General features: G+C 67.2%; 8 protein-coding genes. 1 reads left to right on the top strand and 7 read right to left on the bottom strand.

The genetic code is table 11. The features are described 5' to 3' along the window. Positions 1-10: 10 nt before the first annotated feature. The 7 genes from DC434_RS06640 to DC434_RS06610 form a co-directional block, all read right to left on the bottom strand. Positions 11-3,664 (bottom strand): efflux RND transporter permease subunit, encoded by a 3,654-nt coding sequence (locus DC434_RS06640; protein ID WP_116634489.1) that lies wholly within the window; start codon positions 3,662-3,664, stop codon positions 11-13. A 265-nt stretch (positions 3,665-3,929) separates the two neighbouring features. Continuing rightward, complete coding sequence (gene rpoC, locus DC434_RS06635) at positions 3,930-7,805, bottom strand: DNA-directed RNA polymerase subunit beta' (protein ID WP_116634488.1); 3,876 nt, start codon at positions 7,803-7,805, stop codon at positions 3,930-3,932. An 87-nt stretch (positions 7,806-7,892) separates the two neighbouring features. Then, complete coding sequence (locus tag DC434_RS06630; RefSeq protein ID WP_116634487.1) at positions 7,893-11,396, bottom strand: DNA-directed RNA polymerase subunit beta; 3,504 nt, start codon at positions 11,394-11,396, stop codon at positions 7,893-7,895. Between the two features lie 209 nt (positions 11,397-11,605). Then, positions 11,606-13,264, bottom strand: a complete 1,659-nt coding sequence (locus DC434_RS06625) for an ABC transporter ATP-binding protein (protein WP_116634770.1) — start codon at positions 13,262-13,264, stop codon at positions 11,606-11,608. A 20-nt stretch (positions 13,265-13,284) separates the two neighbouring features. Further along, on the bottom strand, positions 13,285-14,250 hold the full coding sequence (locus DC434_RS06620) for an ABC transporter permease (protein WP_116634486.1): 966 nt from the start codon (positions 14,248-14,250) through the stop codon (positions 13,285-13,287). A gap of 34 nt (positions 14,251-14,284) precedes the next feature. Further along, on the bottom strand, positions 14,285-15,289 hold the full coding sequence (locus tag DC434_RS06615) for an ABC transporter permease (RefSeq protein WP_116634769.1): 1,005 nt from the start codon (positions 15,287-15,289) through the stop codon (positions 14,285-14,287). 86 nt (positions 15,290-15,375) lie between these two features. Next, entirely contained in the window at positions 15,376-17,049 is a 1,674-nt protein-coding gene (locus tag DC434_RS06610) for an ABC transporter substrate-binding protein (RefSeq protein WP_116634485.1), read from the bottom strand. Positions 17,050-17,215: 166 nt separating this feature from the next. Between DC434_RS06610 and DC434_RS06605 the strand changes: the two genes are divergently transcribed. Continuing rightward, complete coding sequence (locus DC434_RS06605) at positions 17,216-18,136, top strand: sugar kinase (RefSeq protein ID WP_116634484.1); 921 nt, start codon at positions 17,216-17,218, stop codon at positions 18,134-18,136. The last annotated feature ends 69 nt before the right edge of the window (positions 18,137-18,205 follow it).

Genomic DNA, 18,205 nt, shown 5'->3' with positions numbered 1-18,205 from the left:
CGGCGGGCGCTCACTCGCGCTGCACCGCCGGCACGCTGTCGTCCGTACCCTCGGAGCCGTCGTCGAAGACCGCGACGCCCTCGTCCTCACCCGGCTCCTGCGCGTCGAGCTTCTCCTGCTCGCGCCGCGCCCGCCGCTCTGCGCGCTTGGCCATGCGGCGCTCACGCGAGCGTTCGAGCAGCAGGTACAGGATCGGCACGAGCACCAGCGTGAGAAGGGTCGAGCTGATGAGGCCGCCGATCACGACGATCGCGAGCGGACGGGAGATGAACACCCCGCCTCCCGTGATCCCGAACGCCATCGGGAGCAGCGCGAAGATCGTCGCCGTCGCCGTCATCAGGATCGGGCGCAGACGCAGTCGCGTTCCGTGGTAGACCGCCTCAGCGAGATCGGCCCCGCCCTCCCGCAGCTTGTTGACCAGGTCGAGCAGCACGATCGCGTTGGTGACCACGATGCCGATGAGCATCAGGAGTCCGATCAGCGCCGGGAGGCCGAGCGGCGTGCCGGTGAGCAGCAGTCCGACGATCGCTCCGGTGGCGGCGAACGGCACCGCGATGAGCAAGATCGTCGGCTGACGCAGATTGCGGAACGTCATGACCATCACCAGCAGGACCAGGGCGATCGCCGCGAGCATGGCGAGGCCGAGCTGCCCGAAGGCGTCATCCTGATCGGCAGCGACACCGGCGACCTCGAATCGGGTGCCCGCAGGCAGATCGAACTTCGCGGTCGCCGCGTCCAGCGCCTGCGTCGCCGCATCGAGCTGCCCGCTCTTCGGCGTGACCGTGATCGTCACGACGCGTTCGCCGCCGATCCGCGAGATCGACGGTGCCGTCATCTCCTCGGTCACGGTCGCGACATCGGCGACGCGCACGGCCGTGCCGCGCACCTCCGCCGCGGCCTTCTGCTCGGCCTCGAGCCGGGTCGCCTCCTCCTGCTGCGCGGCGGCCTCCGTCTGACTCTCCCGAAGCTGCGTCAGCTGCGCGTCGGCGGCCTCGACGCCGGCCTGTGCCTGTCCGATCGCGGAGAGCATCGCGGCGATCTGCTCCTGACGCTCGCGCTCGGCGTCGATCGCCGCCTGTGTCTCGGGCGTGACCGGATCCGGCACGACGGGCGCCGATGCCTCCAACTGGGCCAACTGGCCTCGGAGCGTGCTGATCTGATCGCGGAGCTCGGAGCGCTGGTTGGTCGTGTCCGCGATCTGCTTGTCCATCTCGCGCTCGGCCTTCGCCTTCTGCTCCTCGGCCTTCTGCTTCTGCTGCGCCTCGAGCGCGTCGAGCGCTGCCTTCTGCGCCGCCGCGGTCTGCTTGGACGTGACCGGGAGCGCCATCGCGGCGACCGCGTCGACCCCGCCGCTGACCGCGGCGGTGCGGATGACGATGTCACGCTCTCGACCGTCGAGCATCACGCTGCCGGCAGGCGTGCCGTTCAGCGCAGCGGTGATCGCCGACGCGATCTGCTGCTGATCGAAACCGAGCGCCGCCGCCTTGAGAGGATCGACCGTCACCTGCACGAGCGGCTGCTCGCCGCTGATGTCGCTGGAGGCGTTCTGGATGCTCCCCTCCTTCTCGAGAGCCTTGATCAGGGACTCGCTCGCCGCCGCGAGCGCCTTCGGATCGTCCCCGATCACGCGCAGATCGATTCCCGATCCCGCACCGCTGGAGTCGGCCGTCTGCACCTCGAACTGCTCGGGGTCTCCGAGCTCCTCGAGCTTGCGGTCGATGCCGTCCTGCACATCCGCGACCTTCGCGCCCTTGTCGAGCGTGACGTCGAAGGTGTTGACGTTCTCCTCGCCGGCGCCGGTGGATGCCCCGGGGATCGTGGAGCGGACGCTCTCGACGCCCGTGACCTTCTGCAGTGCGCGCTCGACGGGCTCAGCCGCCGCCACACGGTCCTCGACCGTTCCCGCCTCCTCCGGCGTCTGCGTCACCGTGATGCTCTGCTGGCTGGACTCCCCGAGGAAGTCCGTGGGGATCTGCGTCGCGAGGACGAACGTCGCCAGCAGCACCGCGGTCGAGGCGGCGAGCGTGATGACCGGCCTCCGATGGGTCGCACCGAGGAACGACATGAACCCCCGCTGCAGCCTGTCCTCCGGTGCGCTCATCTCGGCGCGGGCGAACGCACCTGCATCCTCGACGGGCGCCTCCGCCTCCGTCGCGGCGATCGCGCCGCCTGCCGTCGCCGCTGCGGCACGTCGCGCGCCGCGTGACCGCAGGAAGACGTACGCCAGGACCGGGACGATCGTCAACGCGACGACGAGGGACGCGGCCAGCGCGATCGTCACCGTGATCGAGAACGGACGGAACAGCTGTCCGGTGACGCCCGACACGAACGCGATCGGCAGGAAGACCGCGATCGTCGTGGCCGTCGAGGCGATGATCGCTCCCGACACCTGCTTGACCGAGGCGACGATGTCCGCCGCCGTCGGCACCTTCCTCTCCGCATGCCTGTTGATGTTCTCGATGACGACGATCGAGTCGTCCACGACGCGTCCGATCGCGATCGTGAGGGCGGCGAGCGTGAAGATGTTGAGGGTGTTGTCGGTCCAGAGCAGCGCGATCATCGTGATCAGCAGCGAGAGCGGGATCGACACGGCCGCGATGATCGTCGAGCGCCAGGACCGCAGGAACGCGAAGATGATGACGACCGCGAACAGCAGCCCGAGTCCGCCCTCGGTCGAGAGGTCTTCGATCGACTGCTCGATGTAGGGAGCCTGATCGAAGATCGGGAGGAACTCGGCCTTCAGCGAGTCGCTGTACCGATCGAGGATCGCGGTGACACCGTGCGAGATCTCGACGGCGTTCGAACCGATGGCCGGCATCACCTGGATCGTGAGAGCCGCCTTGCCGTTCACGCGCGACAGCGAACCGGTCGGCTCGGGCTGAAGCGTGACGTCCGCGACATCCTGGATCTGGACCGCGCCCTCGGCGACCTGCACGGGAAGCGCCGCGATCGTCTCGATGCTGTCGACGCCGGGACCGACGTTGACCGCCACCTGACCCTCATCGGTGCCGACCTGACCGGCGGACAGCACGGCGCTGTTGCTCTGCAGCGCCGCCAGCACCATGGCCGGGTCGACCTTCAGACGGTCGACGTCGGCCGGCCGCAGCGATACCTCGATCCGCTGCGACTCGCGGCCCTCCAGCGTGGCGGCGCGCACCCCGGCCACGGCGCGGATCTCGGGCAGGACGCTCTGCTCGAGGGCCTCCGCGAAGGTGTCGGCATCCGATGTCGAGCCCGCGCTCAGCACCATGGCCGGGATGTCTGCGGCGGAACCGGACTGCACGATGACGGTCGAGTCCTTCGGCAGCGCGGTCTTGACCCCGTCGACGGCCGCCTTGATCGCGCGGAGCGTCTCCTCGGCGTCGAGCTCGAACGGCCAGTTGACCATCACCTGCGCACTGCCGCTCTGAGTGGTGGAGCTGACCGAGGTCAGCCCGCTCACGCCTCCCAGCGCCTCTTCGACCGGCTCTGTGGCGAGCTGGACCATCTGGTCGGGCGCGAGCCCGCTGGAGCTCACCGAGATGTACGCTCCCGGTTGCGTCATCGACGGCGTCAGCTCCTGACGGAGCGAGGACATCGCGATGATGCCGAACACGGCGACGGCGATCGTGATCAGGCCGACGATGGCACGGTTGGCGAGGCTGGCGCGCGTGAGGAATGTCATGTGTGGCGAGGAGTTTCGTTCGGTGCGACAGGGCAGAGGCGCGGCCCTGTCGCGGCTCCCGGCCGCGGTCGTGCGCGATTCCTGGCCGCCGTCGAGCAGCGATGAGTCCAGCCAATCGTCTCCGGTCCACCCCGGCATCCGCCGGTGGTACCGACCGGGTCCGCCTACGGGACGATTTCTCCTCCCCCGTGCGAGGGAGGAGGCGCGTGAACGCACGAAGAAGGCCCCGGGGCGAACCCCGGGGCCTTCTTCACTTCGTCACACCTCAGTTATAGGTACCGGGCGTGATGTCGTCCGTCGAGAACGCGTCGAAGTCGACGTAGCCGAAGTCGCCGTCTGCGTACGCGCCGTCGGATGCGAAGATCCGGTTCGGGTAGCGCTCGCTCTTGGCTTCCTCGGTCGCCTCGACCGTGACGTCACGGTACTTCGAGAGTCCCGTTCCGGCGGGGATGAGCTTACCGATGATGACGTTCTCCTTGAGACCGACCAGCGGGTCGCGCTTGCCCTGCATCGCAGCCTCGGTGAGCACGCGGGTCGTCTCCTGGAACGACGCAGCCGACAGCCACGACTCGGTCGCGAGCGACGCCTTCGTGATACCCATCAGCTCCGAACGTCCGGAAGCCGGACGCTTGCCCTCGGCCACAGCCTCGCGGTTGATCGCCTGGTAGCGCTTGAGGTCGACCATCTCACCCGGGAGCAGGGTCGTGTCGGCGTGATCGACGACGGTGACCTTGCGGAGCATCTGACGGACGATGACCTCGATGTGCTTGTCGTGGATCGGCACACCCTGCGAGCGGTACACGCCCTGGACGCCGCCGACGAGGTAACGCTGCACCTCGCGAGCACCCATGACGCGCATGATCTCCTTGGGGTCGAGCGTTCCGACCAGGATCGGCTGACCGACCGTGACGTGCTGTCCGTCTTCCACGAGCAGCGTCGCACGACGCAGCACCGGGTAGATGACCGGCTCGTCGCCGCTGTCGGGCGTCAGGATGACCTTCTTGCCCTTGTCGGTCTCGTCGATCGTGATGCGACCGTCGGCCTCGGCGATCGGGGACGCACCCTTGGGGGTACGAGCCTCGAACAGCTCCTGCACACGGGGAAGACCCTGCGTGATGTCGTCTGCCGACGCGGAACCACCGGTGTGGAACGTACGCATCGTCAGCTGGGTACCGGGCTCACCGATCGACTGGGCCGCGATGATGCCGACCGCCTCGCCGATGTCGACGGTCTTGCCGGTGGCCAGCGAACGGCCGTAGCACTGCGCGCAGACACCGACGGCGGAGTCGCAGGTCAGGACCGAGCGGACCTTGATGGTCTCGACACCCAGACCGACCAGCTTGTCGATCAGGACATCGCCCACGTCGTCGCCGGCCGAGGCGAGGACCTCGCCCGACTCGCTGACGACATCCGAGGCCAGGGTACGGGCGAACACCGAGTTCTCGACGTTCGCATCGCGGACCAGCTCACCCTGCGAGTTCGGAGCGGCGATCGGGAGCTCGAGGCCCTTCGACGTGCCGCAGTCCTCTTCGCGGATGATGACGTCCTGCGAGACGTCCACCAGACGACGGGTCAGGTAACCCGAGTCGGCGGTACGCAGAGCGGTGTCGGCCAGACCCTTACGGGTACCGTGCGTCGCGATGAAGTACTCCGCCACCGACAGACCCTCGCGGTACGAGGAGATGATCGGACGCGGGATGATCTCACCCTTGGGGTTGTTCACCAGACCACGCATACCGGCGATGTTCCGGATCTGCAGCCAGTTACCACGGGCGCCGGAGGACACCATGCGGTTGATGGTGTTGTCCTCAGGGAAGTGCGCCTTCATCGCGGCCTGCACCTCGTCGGTCGCCTCGGTCCAGATCTTGATGAGCTCCTGACGACGCTCGGCGTCGGTCGTGAGGCCCTTCTCGTACTGGGACTGGACCTTCGCGGCCTGCTTCTCGTAGCCCGCGACGATCTCCGCCTTGTTCGGCGGGGTGAGGATGTCGCTCAGGGCGACGGTCACACCGGAGCGCGTGGCCCAGTAGAAGCCGGCGTCCTTGATGCGGTCCAGCGATGCGGCGGTCTCGACCTTGGGGTACTCCTCGGCCAGCTTGTTGACGATCTGCGACAGCTTGTTCTTGTCAGCCTGCTCGCGGACGAAGGGGTAGCCCTTCGGGAGCGTGTCGTTGAAGATCGCCTGACCCAGCGAGGCGTCGACGAGACCGTGACGCTCGTAGCCCTCGGGCGCGTCGCCCTCGAGGAACGTCAGACCCGGGATGCGGATGCGGACCTTGGCCTGCAGGTCGAGGCTGCCCTCGTCCTTCGCCAGGATCGCCTCTCCCACCGAACCGAACGCACGGCCCTCGCCGGCTGCGCCCTCCCTGACCGTGGTCAGGTGGTGCAGACCGATGATCATGTCCTGCGAAGGCAGGGTGACCGGACGGCCGTCGGACGGCTTCAGGATGTTGTTCGACGCGAGCATCAGCACGCGGGCCTCGGCCTGAGCTTCGACCGACAGCGGCAGGTGCACGGCCATCTGGTCACCGTCGAAGTCGGCGTTGAACGCCGCGCAGACGAGCGGGTGGAGCTGGATGGCCTTGCCCTCGACGAGCTGCGGCTCGAACGCCTGGATGCCGAGACGGTGCAGGGTGGGTGCACGGTTCAGCAGCACCGGACGCTCGCGGATGATCTCCTCGAGCACGTCCCAGACCTCGGGACGGGTGCGCTCGACGGCACGCTTGGCCGCCTTGATGTTCTGCGAGTGACCGAGGTCGATCAGGCGCTTGATCACGAACGGCTTGAAGAGCTCCAGAGCCATCTGCTTGGGCAGACCGCACTGGTGCAGCTTCAGCTGCGGTCCGACGATGATCACCGAACGACCCGAGTAGTCGACGCGCTTTCCGAGCAGGTTCTGACGGAAGCGACCCTGCTTGCCCTTGAGCATGTCGCTGAGCGACTTCAGGGCGCGGTTGCCGGTACCGGTGACGGGACGACCACGGCGACCGTTGTCGAACAGGGCGTCGACGGCCTCCTGCAGCATCCGCTTCTCGTTGTTGACGATGATCTCGGGAGCACCGAGGTCGATCAGACGACGAAGACGGTTGTTGCGGTTGATCACACGACGGTAGAGGTCGTTGAGGTCGGAGGTCGCGAAGCGGCCACCGTCGAGCTGCACCATCGGGCGCAGCTCCGGCGGGATCACCGGGACGACATCCAGGACCATGGCGGCCGGGCTCATGCCGGTCTCCAGGAACGAGTTGACGACCTTCAGACGCTTGATCGCGCGGATCTTGCGCTGACCCTTGCCCTCGGAGATCTGCAGGTGCAGGTTCTCCGCCTCGGCAGCGAGGTCGAACGCCGCGAGGCGACGCTGGATCGACTCGGCGCCCATGTAGGCCTCGAAGTACTGACCGAAGCGGTCCTGCAGCTCGTGGAAGACGTCGTCCTCGGGACGGAGTGCGCCGACCTCGAGCGTGCGGAAGTCCTCCCACACGCGCTCCAGCTTGAGGATCGCCTCGTCGGCGCCCTTGCGGATGAGGGACATCTCCTTCTCGGCGGCGTCCTTCACCTTCTTCTTGGCGTCGGCCTTCGCACCCTCGGCCTCGAGAGCAGCGAGCTCCTCCTCGAGACGAGCGAGGCGCTCGGCGATCTTGGCGTCACGACGGTCGCCGAGCGTCTTCAGCTCGAGACGGATGTTGTTCTCCTGCGTGCCCAGGTCGCGGTGACGAGCATCCTCGTCGACCGAGATGACCATGTAGGCGGCGAAGTAGATGACCTTCTCGAGGTCCTTCGGCGCCATGTCGAGCAGGTAGCCGAGACGCGAGGGGACACCCTTGAAGTACCAGATGTGGGTGACGGGAGCGGCGAGCTCGATGTGACCCATGCGCTCACGACGGACGGAGCTCTTGGTGACCTCCACGCCGCAGCGCTCGCAGACGATGCCCTTGAAGCGGACGCGCTTGTACTTTCCGCAGGCGCATTCCCAGTCGCGGGACGGGCCGAAGATCTGCTCTCCGAAGAGACCGTCCTTCTCCGGCTTCAGGGTGCGGTAGTTGATGGTTTCGGGCTTCTTGACCTCGCCGTAGGACCACGCGCGGATGTGGTCTGCGGTCGCCAGGCCGATGCGAAGCTCATCGAAGGTTGTGGACTCGAGCACTAGTTCTCCTGTGTCGGAAATTCTTTTTGAGAAGTCTGGCGCCGGCAAGCTCAGTCACCCGGGTGGGCTCCTGAGCTTGCCTGCGGATTAGATCTCGTCGATCGAGGCGGCCTCGAAGCGGCTGGAGATGTTGATCCCGAGCTCCTCCGCTGCGCGGAAGGCCTCGTCATCGGTGTCGCGGAGGTTGACCAGCGTGCCGTCGGCCGAGAGGACCTCGACGTTCAGGCAGAGCGACTGCATCTCCTTCATGAGCACCTTGAACGACTCGGGGATGCCCGGCTCCTGGATGTTCTCGCCCTTGACGATCGCCTCGTACACCTTGACGCGGCCGAGGATGTCGTCGGACTTGATCGTGAGGAGCTCCTGGAGCGCGTATGCGGCGCCGTAGGCCTCGAGGGCCCACACCTCCATCTCACCGAAGCGCTGTCCACCGAACTGCGCCTTACCACCGAGCGGCTGCTGGGTGATCATCGAGTACGGACCCGTGGAACGTGCGTGGATCTTGTCGTCGACCAGGTGGTGCAGCTTCAGGATGTACATGTAGCCCACCGAGATCGGAGCCGGGAACGGCTCACCCGAGCGGCCGTCGAACAGCTGCGTCTTGCCGGTGGAGTCGATCAGGCGGACACCGTCGCGCGTCGGGAGCGTCGCGTCGAGGAGACCGGCGATCTCCTCCTCGCTCGCACCGTCGAACACCGGGGTCGCGACCTTCGTGCCGGGGGCGGCCTCGAACGCGTCCTTCGGGAGCCGTGCGGCCCACTCCGGAGTGCCTTCGACCTTCCAGCCCTGATTGGCGATCCACCCGAGGTGGGTCTCCAGGACCTGGCCGAAGTTCATTCGACCCGGGATGCCGAGCGGGTTCAGCACGATGTCGACCGGGGTGCCGTCCGAAAGGAACGGCATGTCCTCGATCGGGAGGATCTTCGCGATGACACCCTTGTTGCCGTGACGGCCGGCGAGCTTGTCGCCCTCGGTGATCTTGCGCTTCTGGGCGATGTAGACCACGACGCGGCGGTTCACGCCGGAGCCGAGCTCGTCGTCGCCGTCCTCGGCGTTGAACTCCTTGACGGCGATGATCGTGCCCTGCTCGCCGTGGGGCACCTTCAGGGAGGTGTCACGGACCTCGCGGCTCTTCTCGTTGAAGATCGCGCGGAGCAGGCGCTCCTCGGCCGACAGCTCGGTCTCGCCCTTCGGCGTGACCTTGCCGACGAGGATGTCGCCGGGGCGGACCTCGGCGCCGATGCGGATGATGCCGCGCTCGTCGAGGTCCTTCAGCAGCTCAGGGCTGACGTTGGGGAGGTCACGGGTGATCTCCTCCTTGCCGAGCTTCGTGTCGCGGGCGTCGACCTCGTACTCCTCGATGTGGATCGAGGAGAGGGTGTCGTCCTTCACGAGGTCCTGGCTGAGGATGATCGCGTCCTCGAAGTTGTAGCCCTCCCACGTCATGAAGGCAACGAGGAGGTTCTTCCCGAGGGCCAGCTCGCCGTTCTCGGTCGCCGGGCCATCGGCGATGACCTCTCCGACCTCGACGCGCTCGCCGGCGGAGACGACGACCTTCTGGTTGTACGACGTGCCCTGGTTGGAGCGGTCGAACTTGCGCAGGTGGTACTCCTGCGTGCCGCCCTCGTCGAGCATGACGACGACGCGGTCCGCGGAGACCTCGGAGACGACACCGGCCTTGTCGGCGGTGAGCACGTCACCGGCGTCGATGGCCGTGTAGCCCTCCATACCGGTTCCGACGAGCGGCGAGTCGCTGCGGAGCAGCGGCACAGCCTGACGCTGCATGTTGGCACCCATGAGGGCGCGCTGTGCGTCGTCGTGCTCGAGGAACGGCACGAGCGAGGTCGCGACCGACACCATCTGGCGCGGGGAGACGTCGATGTAGCCGATCTCCTCGGGCAGGAACAGGTCGACCTCGCCGCTGCCGCCCTTGGGGCGGGCCAGGACGTGGCTCTCGCGGAAGCGACCCTTGGCATCGAGCGGGGCGTTGGCCTGCGCGATGTTGAAGTCGACCTCTTCGGAAGCCGTCAGGTAGTCGATGTGCTCGGTGACGACGCCACCCTCGACCTTGCGGTACGGGGTCTCGATGAAGCCGAACGAGTTGATGCGCGCGAAGGTCGCGAGCGCACCGATCAGACCGATGTTCGGGCCTTCCGGCGTCTCGATCGGGCACATGCGGCCGTAGTGCGACGGGTGGACGTCACGCACCTCGACACCGGCGCGGTCACGGCTCAGACCACCGGGACCGAGCGCGGAGAGACGACGCTTGTTGGTCAGACCCGCGAGCGGGTTGTTCTGATCCATGAACTGCGACAGCTGCGACGTTCCGAAGAACTCCTTGATCGCGGCGACGACGGGGCGCACGTTGATCAGGGTCTGCGGCGTGATCGCCTCGATGTCCTGCGTGGTCATGCGCTCGCGGACGACGCGCTCCATGCGGGACAGACCGGTGCGGACCTGGTTCTGGATCAGCTCGCCGACCGCGCGGATGCGACGGTTGCCGAAGTTGTCGATGTCGTCGGTCGCGAGACGGATCTCGGCCTTCTTGCCACCGCGGATGCCCGTGAAGGTCTCCTCGGTACCGGCGTGCAGACGCACGAGGTACTTGATCGTGGCCACGATGTCCTCGACGGTCAGGACCGAGGAGTTCAGCGGCTGGTCGAGACCGAGCTTGTGGTTGATCTTGTAACGACCGACCTTCGCCAGGTCGTAGCGCTTCGGGTTGAAGTAGAAGTTGTCCAGCAGCGCGCGGGCGGCCTCGGCGGCGACCTGCTCGCCCGGACGGAGCTTGCGGTAGATGTCGCGGAGCGCATCTTCCTTGGTGACGATCGTGTCCTTCGCGAGCGTCTCCTCGATCGAGGTGTAGCCGGCGAACTCCGCGAGGATCTCCTCGCTCGTCATGCCGAGCGCCTTGAGGAAGACGGTGACCGACTGCTTGCGCTTGCGGTCGACGCGCACGCCGACCTGGTCGCGCTTGTCGATCTCGAACTCGAGCCATGCGCCACGGCTCGGGATGACGCGCGCCGACACGATGTCCTTATCGGACGTCTTGTCGGGGGTCTTGTCGAAGTAGACACCCGGCGAGCGCACGAGCTGCGAGACGACGACGCGCTCGGAGCCGTTGATGATGAACGTGCCCTTGTCGGTCTGGAGCGGGAAGTCGCCCATGAAGACCGTCTGGGTCTTGATCTCACCGGTGAGGTGGTTCATGAACTCGGCCTCGACGTACAGCGGAGCGGCGTAGGTCTTGCCACGCTCCTTGCACTCGTCGATCGAGTACTTCTCCGGCTCGAGGTACGGGTTCGTGAACGACAGCTGCATCGTCTCGCCGAGGTCCTCGATGGGAGAGATCTCCTCGAAGATCTCGCCCAGACCCGAGTTCTCGTTGACGTCGGTGCGGCCGGCCTTCTTGGCCTCGGCCACGCGCGCCTTCCAGGCGTCGTTGCCGACGAGCCAGCCGAAGGACTCGGTCTGCAGAGCCAGAAGGTCAGGGACCGTCAGGGTGTCGGAGATCTTGGCGAACGAAAGACGGGATGCTCCGCGTCCGTTCTTGGTGGTGGTGGATGTGGATGCGTTGCGAGCAGCAGCCAAGGGAATAACCTCCGTGAGCCCCGCAGGGCTTCTCGATTCCTTTGTCGTCAGGTGGAGTGTGCGCTCAAAGACTCAACGAATGCCGACCACCATATGAGGGCAGGGAGAAGCGAGCGCAACTACCAACTATACGTGTGATTCTGCGACATGGCAAGCTCAGTCCTTGACCAATCTCGGAAGCTGCGGTAAAAGCATCCGAGATCGGCCGGTCAGGACGCGATGTTCAGCTCGTTGCCGGGGATCGAAGCCAGCAGCTTGCGCGTGTACGGGTCGCGCGGGTTCGTGAAGATCTCCTCCGAGGAGGCCGCCTCCACGAGCTTGCCGTCCTTCATCACGCACACGTAGTCGCTGATCAGTCGCACCACCGCGAGGTCGTGCGAGATGAACAGGTAGCTCAGGCCGTACTCCCGCTGCAGCTCGCCGAGCAGCTTCAGGATCTGGTCCTGCACGAGCACGTCCAGCGCGGAGACCGGCTCGTCGCACACGATCAGATCCGGCGAGAGCGCGAGCGCCCGCGCGATCGCGACCCGCTGTCGCTGCCCGCCGGAGAGCTCCGACGGGTAGCGGCGCAGCATCGACTGCGGCAGGGCCACATCGTCGAGGAGCTGTCGCACGCGCTTGCGCCGGTCGGCACCGCTCCCCCTCTTGTAGAAGTCCAGCGGCTCCGCGATCAGGCGCTCGATCGTGAACATCGGGTTCAGGCTCGAGTACGGATCCTGGAAGATCGGCTGCACCTGCTGGCGGAAGTTCTTCGTCTCCGCCCGGCTCAGCGACGAGATGTCCTTGCCCTCGTAGCGGATCAGCCCGCTCGTGGGCTCGATCACCTTCAGCAGCATCCGCGCGGTCGTCGTCTTGCCCGAACCGGACTCCCCCACGATCGCGACCGTCTCGCCGCGCGGGATCGCGAGCGATACGTCGTCGACGGCCACGAAGTCCTCGCCGCGACCCCTCACCGGGTAGACCTTGGTGAGGTTCTCGATCTCGACGATGTTGTCCTTCGGCTTCGCCGCCTCGGCTTCGTCCGCAGCCTCCGTCCGCTCCTCGACGTGGAACGCCTCCGGCCGCAGGCGCGCGGCCGCGACCGACGGCGCCGCCGCCACGAGGGATTGGGTGTACGGATGCTGCGGAGCCTCGAGGATCTGCCGCGCAGGGCCCTGCTCCACGACCTTGCCGCGGTGCATCACGACGACCCGCTCGGCGCGCTCGGCGGCGAGACCCAGGTCGTGCGTGATGAGCAGGACCGCCGTTCCGAGCTCTCGCGTCATCGCGCCGATCTGGTCGAGGATCGTGTGCTGCACGGTGACGTCGAGCGCGCTGGTGGGCTCGTCCGCGATCAGCAGACGCGGCTTGCACGCCAGGCCGATCGCGATGAGCGCTCGCTGGCGCATGCCGCCGGAGAACTCGTGCGGATACTGCTTCGCACGACGCTCCGGGTCGGGCAGCCCCGCGGCGGTGAGCGCCTCGACGACCTTCTCCTGCACGTTCTGCCGGTTGGCGAGACCGTGGGCGAGCAGCGTCTCCGCCACCTGCGTCCCGATCTTCGCGACCGGGTTCAGGTTCGACATCGGATCCTGCGGCACGAGACCGATGTCACGACCGCGGATCATCCGCAGCTCGTTCTCCGGCGCGTGCGCGATCTCCCTGCCGTCGAGACGGATGCTGCCCGAGGCGACCTTCCCGCCGCCGGCCAGCAGCCCGATGATGGCCATCGCGGTCGTGGACTTGCCCGAGCCGGACTCCCCCACGATCGCCACGGTCTCGCCGGCGGCGATCTCGAGATCCACTCCCTCGACGGCGTGCACGACGCCGTCCATCGTGGCGAAGTCCACGGCGAGGCCCTGGACCGACAGCAGCGGTGCGGTCGACATCTGATTCTCCTTCGCGGCGTTCATCGCGCCCTCGTCCGGGGATCCATCGCCTCGCGCAGCGCCTCACCCAGCAGGGTGAAGCCGAGCGCGGTGACCGCGATGCAGATACCGGGCAGGAACGCCAGCCATGGTGCGATCGCGAGCTCCGCCTGCGCGTAGGTGAGCATGCGGCCCCACTCCGCCGTCTCGGGGCGACCGCCGCCGAGACCGAGGAACGACAGCGCGGCCGCGTCGATGACGGCGGTGGCCAGCGTCAGGGTGCCCTGCACGATGACCGGGCCGATGGCGTTCGGCAGCACGTGCGACATGGTGATCTGTCCGCGGCCGAGTCCCAGCGTCTGCGCGGACAGCACGTAGTCGCTCGACCGCTGCTGCAGCATCGAGGCGCGCAGCAGGCGCGCGAAGATCGGCACCTGGGACGCTCCGATGGCGATCATCACCGCGAACGGCGTCTGACCGAGGATGGCCGCGATCGACACGGCCAGCAGCAGGTTCGGCACCGACAGGATGATGTCGACGACGCGCATGATGACGGTGTCGACCCATCCCCCGAACGTGCCGGCGAGCAGGCCGAGCACCATGCCGCCCACCAGGCCGAGGGCCGTGGAGATCACGCCGACCAGAAGCGATGCCTGCGCTCCCCAGATGAGCTTCGAGAGCACATCACCGCCGAAGCGGTCGAGACCGAGCGGGAACTCCGGCAGCTCACCGGGACCGGGGATGTGCGTCGGGGTGATGAACTTCGCACCGGGCAGCGCCGTCTCCGGATAGGGAGCGAGCAGGGGTGCGAGTGCCGAGACGAGCAGGAAGGCGAGCACGATGGCCGCGCCGATCCACGCCGTCGGGTTGCGGCGGAGTCGGCGGAAGACGTCGCGCCAGAACCCTCCGGATCCGTCCTTGAGACCGGCCTGGGCGATCGCGACGGTGTCGATGACGCCGCCGCTCTCCGCCGACGGTCCCTGTGCGGGTGGGAGTGCGACGCTCATGATGCGGCCTCCGTGCGGACGATGGTGAGGGACATCACTGCACTCTCACTCTCGGATCGATGAAGCTGTAGGAGACATCCACCGCCAGGTTGATCAGCGCGTACGCGATCGCGATGAAGATGATGAATCCCTGGAGCACGGGGAAGTCCCGCGTGAAGATCGCTCTCGCGAGGAACGAGCCGATCCCGGGGAAGGCGAACACGGTCTCGGTGAGCACCGCGCCCGAGATGAGCAGACCGGTCTGGAGGCCGATCGTGGTGATCACCGGGAGCATCGCGTTGCGCAGGATGAAGCGGCTGCGCAGCGTCGACGACCCCACGCCCTTCGCCCGACCGGTGCGCACGTAGTCCGCGTTCTGCACCTCCAGGACGCTGGCCCTGGTGATGCGGACGATGATGGCGAGCGGGATCGTGCCGAGAGCGAGCGCCGGCAGGATGAGATGCAGGATCGCATCCCAGGACGCGTCGAACTCGCCGGTGATGAGGCCGTCCCACACGTAGAAGCCCGTGGGATGGGTGGCGTCTATTCGCGGATCCTGCCTGCCGTCGGACGGCAGCCAGCCCAGCTGCACCGCGAAGACGTACTTCAGGATGAAGGCCAGGAAGAACACCGGGATGGTGATGCCGACGAGGCTCAGCACGACGGACGCGTGGTCCGTGAGCTTCCCGTGACGGCGCGCGGCCCAGTAGCCGAGCGGGATGCCGACGCCGACGGCGAAGATGAGCGCCATGACGCTCAGCTCGAGCGTCGCAGGGAAGCGGCGGAAGAACTCCTCCACCACGGGACGGTTGGTCTGGATCGACGTGCCGAAGTCTCCCTGGAGGAGGCGTCCGATCCAGATGAAGTACTGCTCGAGCAGCGGCCTGTCGAAGCCGTAGAGCTCGTTGACTCTGGCGATGGCGTCGGGAGTCGCCTTCTCACCGAGAAGAGCGACGGCGGGGCCGCCGGGGAGGGCCCTGACCCAGGCGAACAGCAGGATGCTGAGCCCGAACAGGGTGGGGATGAGGAACAGCAGTCGCCTGCCGATGGTGCGCAGCAAAGAGATCTCCGATGATCGGAAGGTACGCCGTGTTCCGGTTCTCGCGATGCGCGAGAACCGGAACACGGCTCCTCAGATGGTCAGACCTACTTGGTGAGGACGATGTCGGTGAAGACCTCGTCGTTCACGGGGCTGGCCGGGTAGCTCTTCACGCGCGGGTCGAACGCCAGGGTCGGCGCCGGGTGCGCGAGCGGGACACCGGGGATGAACTGCGCGACATCCTCGTTGATCTGCTCGTAGAGCGGGGTCTGCTCGTCGAGGCTGGAGACACCGCGTGCCTCGGCCAGCTTCTGGAACAGCTCCGGGTTGTTGAAGCCCCACTCGGAGCTCTCCTGACCGAAGAAGACGCCGACGAAGTTGTCGGTGTCGTTGTAGTCACCGGTCCAGCCGAGCAGGTGGATGCCGTGGTCCGGCGTTCCGGTGGTGCGGTCGAGGTACTCGACCCACTCCTCCGAGACCGGGGTGGTCTCGACGCCGACCTCGGCGAGCTGCGAGGACAGCACGGTGAAGATCTGCTCGGGGTCCGGCATATAGGGGCGCGACACGTTGACCGGGTAGTTGAAGTCCAGCATCAGCGGGTTGGCCTCGGTGTAGCCCGCCTCGGCGAGAAGCGACTTGGCCTTCTCCGGGTCGAACTCGTAGGTCGTGACGTCGGGGTTGTAGCCGTTGACGACCTCGGGAACGAACTCGATCGCCTTCTTGGTGCCCTCGGGGAGGACCTGGCTGATCAGCGCATCCTTGTCGATCGCGTACGACAGCGCCTCACGGACCTTGGGGTCCTGGAGCGCCGGCACGGCCTGGTTGAACGCCAGGTACAGGATCGTGAACGGCGGGCGCGACACCATGGTGAAGCCGTCGTCCTCGAGTGCCTTGGTGTCGGCGGGGCCGACGAGGTCGTAGCCGTCGATCGAACCGGACTCCAGCGCCTGGCGGCGGGCGGTCGGGTCGTCGATGGTGCGGAAGATGATCTCGTCGACCTGCCCGGCGTCGCCCCAGTAGTCGCCATAGGCCTTCAGGGTGACCTGCTCACCCGGCGCCCACTCGTCGAACTGGTAGGGGCCGGTCCCGACCGGGTGCCCCATGGCGTACTCGGAGAGCTGCGGGGCCTCGGCCGAGCCGCCGACCTCGTCTGCACCGAACTCGGCGAGCGCCGACGGGCTCTGCATGCCGAACGACGGCAGCGACAGCGAGGCGACGAAGCCGGCGAACGGCTTGTTCAGCTCGATCGTGACCTTGCCCTCGCCGTCCGGGGTGCAGGACTTGTAGACCGCTTCCTCGGGGTTGGACGAATAGCCCTTGAAGAGCTTGTTGTAGTAGTACCCGAACGCCTCGGACGCGGCCAGACCGGTCCAGTTGTACCAGCGGTCGAAGTTGAAGCACACGGCCTCGGCGTTGAACGGCGTGCCGTCGTGGAAGGTCACGCCCTCCTTGAGGGTGAAGGTGTGGGACATGCCGTCCTCGGACGACTCCCACGACTCGGCGAGGAGCGGTGCGGGGTCTGCGGTGCCGGGCTCCGTGCCCACGAGGCCCTCGAAGATCTGGCGGGAGACGCGGAAGGTCTCGCCGTCCTGAGCGAACGCGGGGTCGAGGCTGGCCGGATCGGACGATGCCGCGAAGACGAACGTGCCGTCGACATCTCCGGATCCTTCTCCACCGTCGTCTCCCCGCTCGCTGGCGACGCATCCCGCCAGGACGAGAGCGGCGAGCGCTGCTCCGGTGACGGCGATGAGACCTCGCCGACGTGTGACTGTGTGGTGCATTCTGTGACCTTCCCTGTAGGGCGCTTCTGCACGTTCCGGGGCCTCTTCGCCCCGGACACGGTGATTCCTCGACGCTACCCAGTGAATTCTCAGATACCAAACACCCGCATGTTGCGATCCGGTATCGACATCTCGCGACTGGGTGTCATCCGGTAGTGTCCACATCGTGCCCGACTCCTCCCCTCTCGTCGTCTGCTTCGGTGAGGGCATGGTCTCCCTCGTCCCCGCCCTCGCGGCCCCGCTCGAGGACAACCGCACCTTCCACCGCTCGCTCGCGGGCGCGGAGTGGAACACCGCGATCGCGCTGGCATCGGCCGGCATCCGCACCGCTGTGGTCTCACGCGTGGGCGATGACGGGTTCGGGCGATTCCTGACGGCGGAGCTGCGCCGACACGGCGTCGACGACTCCGCGGTGGAGATCGATCCGGATGCTCCGACCGGACTCTACGTGAAAGAGCTCGCGCCTCGACCCGACGGCGCCGTGGACGGGACGATGCACTACTACCGCGCGGGGTCCGCCGCGGCAGACCTGTCGCCCCAGACGCTGGAATCGCCCGCGGCATCCGCTCTCCTCGCCGAGGCGGCGCTCGTGCACACGTCCGGGATCACCCCGGCCCTCTCGCCGTCGGCCCGTGCCGCGCAGGAGTCGCTGTTCGCGGATCGTCGCCCCGATCGACTGCTCAGCTTCGACGTGAACTGGCGTCCGGCGCTGTGGCGCGCCCGCGAGGAGGAGGGCAGGGCGCTGATCAGCGAGTTCGCCCGCCGGTCCGATGTCGTGTTCTGCTCGCGCCCCGACGCCGAGGCCGTGTTCGGGGCCGGCGATCCGGATCGGCTGCGCGCACTGTTCCCGCAGCCCCGGTACCTCCTGGTCACGGATGCGAACGGCGCGGTGGCGTTCGACGGCGCCGAACGCGCCGAGAGCTCCGCACTGGAGGTACCGGTCGTGGAGACCATCGGTGCCGGAGACGCCTTCGCCGCCGGCTTCCTCGCCGGAGTGCTGACCGGTCTCTCGCTCGCGGGGAGCCTCGCGCGAGGCCACCGCATCGCCACGCGCGCTCTCGCCAGCACCCGCGACCACGTCGACTGACCCGCCGTCGCGGGTGGGAACGTTTCGTCTCGTCGCTGGCGCTCCTCGCTCAACGACCGAGACGGGGCA

Origin of the sequence: Microbacterium sp. TPD7012 (assembly GCF_003075395.1) — a bacterium.
GTDB lineage: Bacteria > Actinomycetota > Actinomycetes > Actinomycetales > Microbacteriaceae > Microbacterium.
The sequence above is the reverse complement of the archived record's forward strand: the minus strand, read 5'-3'. Positions and strand labels throughout refer to the sequence as shown.